Source organism: Anabaena sp. FACHB-1391 (assembly GCF_014696755.1).
GTDB lineage: Bacteria > Cyanobacteriota > Cyanobacteriia > Cyanobacteriales > Nostocaceae > Dolichospermum > Dolichospermum planctonicum.
Genome location: NZ_JACJQS010000002.1, coordinates 63,790 through 76,421 on the forward strand (window position 1 = coordinate 63,790; position 12,632 = coordinate 76,421).

At 35.6% G+C, this 12,632-nt stretch carries 9 protein-coding genes; 6 read left to right on the top strand and 3 right to left on the bottom strand.

The window, feature by feature from the left end; all coding sequences use genetic code 11:
* Positions 1 to 4: 4 nt before the first annotated feature.
* The 6 genes from H6F62_RS01340 (at position 5) to H6F62_RS01365 (ending at position 8,487) form a co-directional block, all read left to right on the top strand.
* Positions 5 to 787, top strand: a complete 783-nt coding sequence (locus H6F62_RS01340) for an HNH endonuclease domain-containing protein (protein ID WP_190371130.1) — start codon at positions 5 to 7, stop codon at positions 785 to 787.
* 56 nt (positions 788 to 843) lie between these two features.
* A complete protein-coding gene (locus H6F62_RS01345) occupies positions 844 to 1,380 on the top strand; it encodes a hypothetical protein (protein ID WP_168359781.1) in 537 nt (178 codons plus the stop codon).
* Positions 1,381 to 1,479: 99 nt separating this feature from the next.
* The gene (locus tag H6F62_RS01350; RefSeq protein WP_190371131.1) at positions 1,480 to 1,929 is read left to right on the top strand and encodes a transposase; all 450 of its coding nucleotides are present in this window, start codon (positions 1,480 to 1,482) and stop codon (positions 1,927 to 1,929) included.
* Positions 1,930 to 2,352: 423 nt separating this feature from the next.
* Positions 2,353 to 2,583, top strand: coding sequence for a hypothetical protein (locus H6F62_RS01355; RefSeq protein WP_190371132.1), 231 nt, complete (start codon positions 2,353 to 2,355; stop codon positions 2,581 to 2,583).
* A gap of 44 nt (positions 2,584 to 2,627) precedes the next feature.
* Positions 2,628 to 4,709 (top strand): DNA methylase, encoded by a 2,082-nt coding sequence (locus H6F62_RS01360; RefSeq protein WP_242025886.1) that lies wholly within the window; start codon positions 2,628 to 2,630, stop codon positions 4,707 to 4,709.
* A 550-nt stretch (positions 4,710 to 5,259) separates the two neighbouring features.
* Positions 5,260 to 8,487 (top strand): helicase-related protein, encoded by a 3,228-nt coding sequence (locus H6F62_RS01365; RefSeq protein WP_190371133.1) that lies wholly within the window; start codon positions 5,260 to 5,262, stop codon positions 8,485 to 8,487.
* A 631-nt stretch (positions 8,488 to 9,118) separates the two neighbouring features.
* Here the strand turns inward: H6F62_RS01365 and H6F62_RS01370 are convergent.
* From H6F62_RS01370 to prmA, 3 genes are all read right to left on the bottom strand, one after another.
* Complete coding sequence (locus tag H6F62_RS01370; RefSeq protein WP_190371134.1) at positions 9,119 to 10,168, bottom strand: agmatinase family protein; 1,050 nt, start codon at positions 10,166 to 10,168, stop codon at positions 9,119 to 9,121.
* Between the two features lie 8 nt (positions 10,169 to 10,176).
* Complete coding sequence (locus tag H6F62_RS01375; RefSeq protein WP_242025887.1) at positions 10,177 to 11,622, bottom strand: NAD(P)/FAD-dependent oxidoreductase; 1,446 nt, start codon at positions 11,620 to 11,622, stop codon at positions 10,177 to 10,179.
* Positions 11,623 to 11,689: 67 nt separating this feature from the next.
* Positions 11,690 to 12,589 (bottom strand): 50S ribosomal protein L11 methyltransferase, encoded by a 900-nt coding sequence (gene prmA / locus H6F62_RS01380; protein WP_137906692.1) that lies wholly within the window; start codon positions 12,587 to 12,589, stop codon positions 11,690 to 11,692.
* Between the last annotated feature and the right edge of the window lie 43 nt (positions 12,590 to 12,632).

The window sequence follows — 12,632 nt, forward strand, 5'->3', positions numbered from 1 at the left end:
AAAAATGACACCACCTAAATATATTGGGCAAAAGAATGAGAGATATGCTATTTGGTTTGCTCATAATGGATTTTGCTGTTATTGTGGAAAGCACTGTGAATTTCGAGATTGCGAAATAGACCATATAATACCTCAAAGATTAAGTCGGTATGAATGTAGGGCTGAACTATTGGATATTCTCAATCGGATAAGTACGAAGTTCCAATTGCCAAAAGATTTTGCTATTGATACATTTTATAATGTACTATTAAGTTGCAGATCTTGTAATAATCAAAAAGGAAGTAAAGTATTAGATGACACAGAGTCAATTTGTCACTTTAAACAAGCTAGAGATGTATATGATAAAGTTGTAAAAAAATACGATTACATAAATCGTGAGAGAACTAAAAACGAAATTGCAGCTATCGTATCTTCTTCATTAAAACGAGGAACTATCACTGGAGATGACATAGATGATATAAAATTAATTGCCTGTGATAAATTTAATCATCATGTTCTTGTTGAAATGGATGCTTGGGAAGAAACATCTTTAATAACTTTAGGAATTTCTGGTGATGTGGATGATATAGATGGATTTGAAAAAACTTTTGATTGGTATAAAGATAATAAAATAAAAGCTCCTAATAAAGATAAAAATGCAACCTTATATCTAATGTCAACTATGAAGCAACAAATGTATAATCAGCAATATTTATATACAGGAATTATAGATAGAAGTAATGGTAATTTACTTATGCTTCCTGGTAAACCTCCTGAAATACAATTGCTTTTACCACCAGCCATTTAACTTATTCAATATGCACTGCAAACCATCATTCAACGGATTAGTTTTGGAGATTTGCCATGAAAGTTACCATCAAAGATAGTCAAACACTGAAAACAGTTCAACCTAATGTTATCAAAACACACCTCCAAGCTACAGGATGGCAGGAAACAGGAAGAATTTATAATGATACTGGGGCAATTTGGCGTTTGAAAAAAGACAGTACAGAGGAATATGAAATTTTGTTACCTCTTCAACATAATTTAGGAGATTATGCTGAAAGAATTAGCGATATTTTAAAAATATTAAAGATAGTAGAAAATAGAGATCAATTTGATATTTTAAGCGAATTTATTACCAATTATCCTAACTTCACTGTTCAAGGTGTTGTCATGCAAATCGCTACTCCAGAAAATGATAAGCTGAGAGGAGAAATTACATTATTATGGGCAGTGTTTGAGAAATTACAACAAATTAAAACAGTTCTAGCGAATCAGGATTATATCTTAGCTATTAAAGCTTATCAAGAGCGGTTACAAATTCACTGTATAGGGGATTTAGTGAAACAAGATAATCATTTTATTCTCAACAATCCGAAAAATTTACAAATTGATTAATGAATGAAAAATGTTGACTTTTGAGCTATGGTTGATAACTGTTTATGGATAAAATTAAGGTTTTTTAATCATCATTTTTAATGTTGAGATTTTGTCAATATGAAGTTTCAAAAACAACTACCCCGATTAGAAAAACCTCATGCTAAATATTTTATCACTTTTGTTACTTGGGAAAGATTAGAACTAACTCCAGCAGCGCGACAAGTTGTATTGGAATGTTGTAAATATTTTGATAATCAAAAATATAAATTATATGCTGTAGTAATTATGCCAGATCATGTACATTTATTAATTGAACCTTTGTTAAAAGATGAAACGGAATTTTGGTCAATTGGTAGTATTTTACATAGCATTAAAAGTTATAGTGCTAAACAAATACCCAATGTTATGCTGCATATTGGCAAGGTTTGGCAGGATGGTAGGTATGATGAAATGATAAAAAATGAACAGGAATTTATAAATAAATGGGAATATATTTTGCAAAATCCCGTAAAAGCTGGGTTATCAAATACTCCTGATGAATACCCTTTTTTATGGGATAGATTTTAATTTTTAAATGACAATAATTTTGTAGTGGGAGCATCTTGCTCCCTGGCGTATCTAAATTAAATTTACAGATATTAATGATAAAACCCTTGTAGTGCGGGCATCTTGCCCGCTAATGGTGTACATTATGCAGATGGAATGTGATTTAATTGATGTTATGTAATTGATGTTATGTAATTGATGTGATTTAATTGATGTGATTTAATTGATGTGATTTAATTGATGTGATTTAATTGATGTTATGTAATTGATGTTATGTAATTGATGTGATTTAATTGATGTGATTTAATTGATGTGATTTAATTGATGTGATTTAATTGATGTGATTTAATTGATGTGATTTAATTGATGTGATTTAATTGATGTGATTTACAGCAGTTTCCGAAGTTATGAGGTACAGTTAGTAATAATAAAGATAATACTGTCATGAAAGCATATTCAGTGGATCTCCGAGAAAAAATAGTTGCAGCCCATATTGAGGAAAAAATATCAATTCGTCAAGTGGCAATCAGATTTGCAGTTAGTAAAAGTCTAGTACAAAAGCTGGTAAAGCAACAACAAAGCGATGGCAATCTACAACCATTAAAACCGGGTAAGCCAAGATTTAGTCATCTAGCAAATGCGGAATTAGAGTTAAGGAAAATAGCGAGCCGTTAAATAATAGCGAGCAAGATGCTCGCACTACAAATAATAATATTGAATTGGAATATGATCCTGATACGACAACTACCATTAGTCGAGGTGTTGGTAAATGTCCTAATTGTGGAAATGTAATTGATGATAATATTATTAAATCACAAGCTCAAACAGGAATTTTAGATCATCAATTATATGCAGTTGCTTATAAAAAAGGTAAGGGAAGTTTAGAATTTAGAACTCCTGAAGATGTAGATTTTGAAGGTATAATAAATTCTCAGAAACAATTACAAAAAATAACTGATTTATATAATTTATATAACTTCCCTGATGAAGAAGTTGTATTTGGTGACAAAACAAACGAATTATTAAGATATGGAATGGATAAATGGTCAAAATTATTTAACCCCCGTCAGCTTTTAACGCTTGTTACTTATGTAGAAATTATCAATGAAGCTAAAACTTTAATTCAATCTGAATATGAATGGAAAAAATCACAAGCAATATCAACTTATTTAGCTTTGGTATTAGATAGATGTGCAGATGCAAATTGTAGAATGGTTATTTATAATGCATCCAGAGCTTGTATTCAAAAAAGTTCTACACAACACGCATTAAATTTAATGTGGAATTATCCTGAAGTAAATGGTGCTATTGAACTTTGGAGAGCTTGTCAAGAAGAATCTGCGGATGATTATACTAAACTTTGTACTTTATTTGGAACTAAACTAGGCTCAATAGGAAATTATGGAATAGAAATACATGATTCAAAATCAATTCAAATAAGCTCATCATCAGCAGATAACTTAACACATATTCCTGATAATTCTGTAGATGCAATTATCACAGATCCACCATATTACTCTACAATTCAATACGCTGAATTATCCGACTTTTTCTACGTCTGGCTAAAACGCACCCTTGGCGATATCTTCCCCGAATTATTCTACTTAGAACTCACCGACAAAGAACGAGAAGCAGTAGCCAACCCTTCCCGCTTCCGTAACATGGGAATATCCCCAGAAGAACTAGCCAACCAAGACTACGAAGCCAAAATGTCCATGGCCTTCACCGAATACCACCGCGTATTACGGGACGACGGCGTAATGACAGTCCAATTCAACCATAAAGACTCCGGCGCTTGGGATGTCCTAGCCAAGTCCCTCATAGACGCTGGCTTTGAAATCACCGCTTCCTGGGCTGTCAGCACCGAAAACCCCCAAAACCTCCACCAAGCACAGAAAAACGCCGTATCCAGCACCGTGCTTTTAGTCTGTCGCAAACGTCAACCCCACGCCGAACAAGCATGGTGGGATGATGTCCGCATAGAAGTACGTAATATCGTGTTTGAGAAAGCCCCAGAAATCGAGAAATCTTTAACAGCAGATAGCCGTCCCGCCGCAGACAGAGTAGCAGACCCCCGCCGTCGCGTCAAACCCCCAGGTATTGACCTCTGCTTAACAGCCTTTGGTAGTGCATTAAGCGTATTTACACGCTACAGTTCCATTCTCGACAGTGCCGGCAACCCAGTAGAACCCAAAGCCGCCTTTGAAGAAGTGCGTCAAACCATCGTCGCATACAGGCTAGAAAAGCTATTAGCAGGTAAAGACTTTAACGGCATAGACCCCCTCACCCAATGGTATATTCTCGCTTGGGATACCTTTGAAGCGCGGGAATTTCCCTTTGATGAAGCCCGACAATTAGCTTTAGCAGTGGGAGGTTTTGATGTTTCCGATTTAGTTAAAACCCATAAATTACTAGATTCTGGTAGTGGTTTTTGTAAATTACTCACCCCAGAACAACGGTTAAAAAAACGCGCCTTTTCTACCATTGAAACAGAATTTTCGGGCAGATATTTAGTAGATGGAATTCACGCCATTATTGCCATTTACCAAGCAGAAGAAAACACAGAACCAGTGCGGAGATTTCTCAAAAATACAGGCTTAGTTAGCAATGATGCCTTTATGCGGGCATTTGAAGTAGCATTAAAAGTAATTCCGCGAATTAAAGATGAAAAGAAACGCATTTTGGAAGAGAAAGTATTATTAGACTTGTGGTTAGCAATGGATGAGATAAAAGCCAAAGTTTCCTATCAACAAACTGAGATACCATTAGATAATCAGGGGGGACAAATGAATTTATTTTGATAAATTTTTTAATTGTAATTGTAGTGCGGGCATCTTGCCCGCGTTCGTATTATTTTATGATTTAGTTTGTATTATTTTATGATTTAGCCTGGTTAGGGTTGTTCATCATCTGGGGTTGTTGTTCATCATCTGGGGTTGTTGTTCATCATCTGGGGTTGTTGTTCATCATCTGGGGTTGTTGTTCATCATCTGGGGTTGTTGTTCATCATCTGGTGTTAAATGTTAAAGAGTAGGCTAACTATATGATTATTGAAAGTAGTGGGAGCATCTTGCTCCCTGGTGTTAAATGTTAAAGAGTAGGCTAACTATATGATTATTGAAAGTAGTGGGAGCATCTTGCTCCCTGGTGTTAAATGTTAAAGAGTAGGCTAACTATATGATTATTGCAAAAGCGGGCAAGATGCCCGCACTACCTGGAAAAATAAAAACATATAAAATCAATAAAGATAAAAATTATCATGATAATATGTAGTGGGAGCATCTTGCTCGCTAACATATCATTAAAATCAGTCTAAACTAACCGAAATATTTGCAGAAATTAGTTAAAAAATTGAAACACCTACGCGATACCTCTTGGAAAATAAGCTACTCCAGCAACACCCACAATACCATTGCTGACTTCTATATTCCTGCCTTAGAATCTGCCATCCAATATGACAGAAAATCAGGCTTTTTTAGCAGCGCCATATTGAGTAAAGTAGCGCGGGGTTTAGGAGCAATGCTACATAATCAAGGCAAAATCCGGTTAATCATGGGATGCCAATTTAGTCCCCAAGACTTGCAAGCAATAGAACAAGGATACGCATTACGGGATGCTTTACTAACTCGTTTAGATGCCGACTTAACTCCTCCTGAAAACTTTACCCAACTCAAACATTTAGAAATACTCAGTTGGTTAATTCAAAATCAATATCTCGACATCAAAATAGCCATTCCTCTTCAAGAAAATGGACTTCCAGAAAATAGCATCCAACAACTAGATCCCCAACATATATTTCATGAAAAAGTCGGCATCTTTACAGATAGCAATGGTGATAAATTAGCATTTAATGGTTCTAATAACGAATCTATTGCCGGTTGGGAGAAAAACGTCGAATCATTTCACGTTTATTGTTCCTGGGAGGGAGGAAGAGAATTAGATAGAGTAGAAGAAGAAGTGTCCAGATTTGCACAACTGTGGTGTGACCTATCCCCCAATGTCCGTGTATTTGAAATACCCGAAGCAGTACAACAAAAACTGTTAAATTATGCCCCAACCTCTAAACCTACCTGGAATCCTGAAATTGAATTTGATGACAGTTCACAGTTCACAGAGAACCGAAAAAATACAGTTAACAACCAACAGTCAACAACCAACAGTCAACAGTTAACACTCATCAATGAACAAGAAAAACAAGCATTTACCCAACTAGCGAATATTCATCAACATCCTGGATGTTTAGACTTTTGTTTAAAATCAATTCCCATAAAACCCTGGCCACACCAAATTAAAATATTGCGTCGGGTAGCAGAAACCTTTCCCCAAAGTTTTCTTATTGCTGACGAAGTTGGTTTAGGTAAAACCATTGAAACAGGACTAATTTTACGTTATCTCCTCCTAGCTAAAAAAGTCAACCGGGTACTCATCCTTTCCCCTGCTAGTGTTCAACCACAATGGCAAGAAGAATTAAGAGAAAAATTCAATCTACATTTTTGGAGTTACAATCAAAATTTATTCACTGTTTACAGTTCACTATTAACTGAACAATACCGTCAACAATCAACAGTCAACAATCAACAGTTAATAAATCCTTGGAATAGCCAAGATTTAATTCTCGCTTCTTCCCATTTAGTACGGAGAAAAGAAAGAATGCAGGAATTATTAGCAGCAGAACCTTGGGATTTAGTCATATTAGATGAAGCACACCACGCAAGAAGAAAAAGCCCTCAAAATCGCAAAGAAACACCCAATCGGTTATTAGAACTAATGCAGCAATTGCAGGATAAAACTCAAGCTTTAATTCTACTTTCTGCTACTCCCATGCAAATTGATGCTATAGAAGTTTTTGATTTATTAAATTTACTAGGAATGCAAGGACATTGGAGTTATGGAGATAATTTTTGTAATTATTTTGAATCATTACCAAGTAGTGTCAAACCAGAAATACTAAATTTTTGGCAAGTCATGTCTAATGACTATTTTCAACAAGGGGGGAAACCTTGTTCTCGGTTACAGCAATTGTTAAACCAACAAGATAAGATTCTGGCTTATAAAATGCAAGATTTATGGCAACGGGGTAAGAAAATTTCTCGTCATAAACAATTATTAGCAGATGAAGATTTTATCAATACTTCCCGACAATATTTAACAGTTAATACTCCTTTAAAAGATTTGATGTTTCGTCATACCCGCGATACCTTGAGACAATATTATCAACGCGGATTATTAGCTCAAGATATTCCTAGTAGAATTGTGCAAGATAATGCCATTATTTTAGAAATTAACCGTGAAGTTCCGCTTTACCAAGCTGTTAGTAATTATGTCCGTCATTTTTACAGACTAGCACAAAAAGATCAGCGTACCTGTCGCGGTTTTTTGATGACTTTGTACAGGAAACGTTTAACCAGTTCATTCTACGCTATTAAAGCATCTTTACAACGGGGTTTAGATTGTTTATTAACTAAACAAGGCAGTTTTATTACAGAAGATGATTATGCCGATATTGATGAAGCTAATGATGTCGTAATTTCTGGAATGGAATCGTTTTTTGAAGAAGTAGACCCCCAGGAAATTCAATACTTAAAAGATTTATTACAGCAATTTGAAAATACAGGAGAAGATAGCAAACTTTCCCATTTTATTCAGATTTTACGTCAAGAATTAAGCCAAAGAGAAAGTGCTATTGTCTTTACCCAATACACAGATACAATGGACTATTTACGAGATGCTTTAAAAGAATTATATGGTAGTCAAGTGGCTTGTTATTCTGGACGTGGTGGGGAATTATTAAAAGTTGACAGTTCACGGTACACAGCCAACAGTCAACAGCCAACAGTCAACAGTGAACCCACTTGGTGTGTAGTTCCCAAAGAAGAAATTAAACGCAAATTTCGCCAGGATGAAATTAAAATTCTTTTGTGTACGGAATCAGCCTCAGAAGGGTTAAACTTGCAAAATTGTGGGGTATTAATTAATTATGATATGCCTTGGAATCCCATGCGTGTGGAACAAAGAATTGGCAGAATTGATAGAATTGGACAAAGGTATGAAACCGTCCGCATTCACAATTTTTATTATGATGGCACTGTAGAAGCAAAAGTTTATAGAAAATTGCGCGATCGCATTAATGCCTTTGCTACAGTTGTGGGTAATCTCCAACCCATTTTAGCTAAAGTTCCCACATTCATTGAACAAGCTGCAATGAGCGCAGATCCAGAAGAAGAGGATGTGTTGATGTCTGAGTTTGACTCGGTATTAGATGCACCTCTACGTCCAGGAATTGAAGCAATGGTAACAATGGATTTAGACGCTGATTTAGGGGAAATTCAAAAGCCTATTCCACCCACTCCTTTTACACCAGAAACCATTGAACATTTATTTACCACATCAACAATTTTAAAATCTGCTGGAGTGATTTTTCAGCCAGACGGGGAAAAAACTTGGTTACTTATCTACAAAAGCCGCGAATATCAGATCACTTTTTACCCAGATATGTTTGATGAAATGCCTTCCCTGAGATTAATGAATTTTGGAGAACCTTTGTTTGCGGAGTTTTTGCAGATAACACAAAACTTATAGATTTATCTGAAGAATAAACCGTTTCAAACCCATCTATTTCTAGCCGTTACGTCCTATTCAAGTGAGATAGAAAAATTCAGAGTGAGACGCAGATAACCCCACATACAGCGAATTTCATCCGGGTGGAGTACACTTTTAGCGGGCAAGATGCCCGCACCACAAGATTTTTACAAGATTTTTATTATTAATAAAGCAAGTTCGGCTTGAGTGAGGTACACCTTGTGCGGGCAAGATGCCCGCACCACAAGAGTTTTATTATTAATATCTGTACCGGACTTGGATTAGGAAACGCTATAATCAATAGACATCTGAGCAAAAAAATTAAACATAATCAGGATTGTCGGGAATCAGTAATACATAAATTACCACAAATTGTCAAATAGTTTTCTCTGAAATCACCAACCCAAGAGAAAATGAACAATAAAAAAGGTCTGGTTGAGAACCAAACCTTGACTTAAATCCAGTGCATAACAACATCCCGAATTAATTTAACCCGTTTAATCCATTTTTAGCATCTTCCTATGGTATGTGTACAAATATCCTAAAATCTGATAATCAACCATTTCCATAGCCAAAAATAAAGGACGGAATTAGTCCCGTCCGTAAATGCCAAAATGCCAAATGATGATTGTTAATTTTTAACTTTTATCTGTGACAAATCTAAAAAATTCGCTAATTTATAGACTATTCGCGCACCAACATTACCATCCCATTCCGCATTACCAACTTCGCAAACATCAAAACCAATAATTTCCCTACCAGTATTCACTACCTCTCGGAATAAACAATAAACTTGTTCTAATTCCAGTCCTCCGGGAACGGGAGTACCCGTATGGGGGCAAAGTTTGGGATCTAAACCATCAACATCAAAACTAATATAAACTTTTTCTGGTAAATGACTGATAATTTCTCGACATAAATCTAGCCAATTTTTACCAGAGTATAATTGTTGTTTAATTACTGGATCATAGTAGGCAATAATGCGCTGATTTGATTGATTAATCATCTCTATTTCATCATCACAAATATCCCGTAAACCCACTTGGACTAACTTGGAAATTTGCGGTATTTTCATGGCATTAAACATAATGGAAGCATGGGAAAATTCAAAACCTTCATAGGCATTTCTTAAATCCGCATGAGCATCAATATGTAAAATTCCCCAGTCATCATATTGAGTAGCTAAGGCTTGAAAATACCCTAAAGGAACGCTATGATCACCACCAATAACAGCGACTTTTTTACCTAAATTTAAAGCTTTTTGACATTCTTTAAATAACCATTCATTAATTTGTTGACAACTATGATTAACAGTAACAAGAGTATCTTTTAAATTTTGAGAATCGGATATTTTTAGACCTTGTGCTAGACTTTTGATAATTGTTGCTGCTTGGCTACGATAGTATTCATTTTTTTCTAACATTTCTGCGGTATGTCTTTCCAGAAAGATACCTTGTTGCCAACCTTGGGGATGATCAAAATCAAATAAGTCTATTTGCAAAGAAGCGTCGGCAATTCTTTGTGGTCCTTGTGCTGTACCTTGATGATAGGAAACAGTGACTTCCCAGGGAACAGAAAAAATGATTAATTTAGCTGATTCATAGTTAAATGGTAAACCGAGAAAGTTACCATTTTCTTCAGCGATATCATTGGGATTATATGTTTGTAGTGAGTTATTCATTGATTAAATTACAAATTTGCAAAATTACGACTATAGACCTTTTGGTTATGATCTTGCCATGCTTGAAGTGATGAATGAGGTAATTCGGTTAATGTTGCCGATTGGATATATTCCATAAATGGACGACGTAAATGTTCATAATTTGCGAAGGCTTCAGCTATAATTGACAAATTATCCCAATCATTATTTTGACCAATTTTAGCGATCAGCCTGGTAATTGTTAATGCGTCTTCTAAGCCTTGATTTGCCCCTTGAGCCATGAAAGGAGGCATTCCATGGGCAGCATCACCAATTAAGACAATTCGCTGTTGATTCCAGGTTGGTTCTATGGTAGTATCATTAAACTTATTAATAACAGGATGAATGTAGTAAGCACGCTGACTCATATTGGCAGAAGGAGAGAGATTTACTAATTGTTGGAGAGAATCAGGAAAGCCAGCTTTTTCTATTTCTTGTCGAGCTAAATTTATTAAATCAGTTTCCACTTTTCCTGCTAAGGATTCTAGAGGTATAGGTAAATGGATAATATATCTAAATTGACCATTTCTAAAGAATAAAATCATCCTGAGATGATTATGACAATTAGAATTTATAGATGTTTTATCATTTTTAATGGTCACAAGTGCTGAATTTTCTAAAAATCTGGATTCTATTTCTGTTTGTATTGCTTCTGGGATGTCAGTTATGCCAGAACAATATATACCTGCAAATCCAGAATATTCAGGTTTAGCAAAAGGTGTATTAGGAGTATTTTGGTAAATTATTTGCCGAACAGTAGAGTTAATTCCATCTGCACCAATAATTAATTTAGCGCGGAAAGATGTTGTTGCTAATGTGGGAGAAATGGTATCTAGATTTTGTTGTGAATTTTCATCAGGGTTTTGATTTTCTGCCCAATGAGCATAGGGATTGGCTGCACTACTGATATCAGAAACACAATCTATCCGTACACAGTTGAGTTCTGGCTCATCTATGACATTAATACAACGGTGATTAGCTTTTACCCGTTCTGGGGGTAAAAGGTTTCTGAGGATGGTTTGTAATTCATACCAAGCTATTGATACTCGTCCTTCACCATATTCTTGAAACCAGTTATCAAAACCGAGAGGAATTGACAAAATTAATTGTCCTTGAAGATTTTTGATAGACCATACAGAAGGATTTACAGAGGAATTTTGCTGATTAGATAACGTGGTTTGTGTTACGGACGTATAAGCATTAACACTTAAACATTTGAGGGCTTTTAATCCATTAGGAAGAAGGTCTATTATTTGCCCAACTTGACGAAAGCTACGAGTTTGATCAATGACTAATATATTTTCGATACCGCGCTGGTATAGACCAATGGCAGTTGCTAAACCAATGGGTCCAGCGCCAACTATGACTACATCATAGATTTCTTCAGGTTTCAATTTATCTTGATAGTTTAATACCATAACATGAGGAATTGTCAAAAACTTCTGGGGTTATTTGTGGTAATTATTGTCAAACTAATTATATCTAACTTGTACCTGCAAAAAATTAAGAACGACGGGCATTTAAACAACACCATTCTTTTTTCTCCCGGATATTAGTCACAGTCCAACCATTTTGTTCTAAGGCATTAGCAACAGCCTTTGATTGTCCTATTAAAATACCACTAAATATACCCCAAGTGCTAGATTTAGTAATTGCGGTCATTTCTGGGAGTAATTGAATAATGACATCGGCTAAAATGTTACAAACAATACCATCTACTGGTTGATCAATTGTTTTCCTGACCGTGTCTACACTACCTTCTAGGGGAATTAAACAATCTGGAGGGATATGATTCAGAGTGCAATTACTAAAAGTAGATTTTACTGCTAAGGGATCATTATCAACGGCATAGACCTTAGTAGCACCTAATAATATTGCCCCAACACCTAAAATACCTGAACCACAACCAATATCGGCAATAGTCGAGGGTTTTTGGTTCTCTGCTATGTCAGAAAAGTGCATTTCTAGGGATTCTAAACATAATTGAGTGGTAGCGTGATTACCTGTACCAAAGGCTACACCCGGATCAAGGAGTATGATTAAGCGTTCTGTAGTAGTGGGTAAAGGTAGCCAAGCGGGATTAATCAAGAAGCGATCGCCTATTTCCTCGGGTTGCCAATGTTGTTTCCAACTACTGGACCAGTCTTCTTCATCAATTAAGTGCCAATTTAGCACAGGAGGGGGGAATCCTAGAGATATAGCATCTTCACCCAAGGATGATGATAATTCTTGCAAATCTGGTAATTCTGCTTGAAAACTGGGCAAATAAGCCTTAACCAATAAGTTATGGTCTTTAATTTCCACTGCTGTACCACGAGTGCCAAACTTTTCTAATCGCCAATATATAGTATCTTCTAAATCTGGGTTAGATATAATATTGATTTCCCACCAAGTATTTGCCATAGAATTTGAGATTAGTAATAGGTAATGGTGCAAAAACAAACCA

Bases quoted from the DNA above. Each gene is read 5' to 3' on its own strand.
- H6F62_RS01340 (WP_190371130.1), top strand. From the start codon at position 5: ATGACACCACCTAAATATATTGGGCAAAAGAATGAGAGATATGCTATT.
- H6F62_RS01345 (WP_168359781.1), top strand. From the start codon at position 844: ATGAAAGTTACCATCAAAGATAGTCAAACACTGAAAACAGTTCAACCT.
- H6F62_RS01350 (WP_190371131.1), top strand. From the start codon at position 1,480: ATGAAGTTTCAAAAACAACTACCCCGATTAGAAAAACCTCATGCTAAA.
- H6F62_RS01355 (WP_190371132.1), top strand. From the start codon at position 2,353: ATGAAAGCATATTCAGTGGATCTCCGAGAAAAAATAGTTGCAGCCCAT.
- H6F62_RS01370 (WP_190371134.1), bottom strand. From the start codon at position 10,168: ATGAATAACTCACTACAAACATATAATCCCAATGATATCGCTGAAGAA.
- prmA (WP_137906692.1), bottom strand. From the start codon at position 12,589: ATGGCAAATACTTGGTGGGAAATCAATATTATATCTAACCCAGATTTA.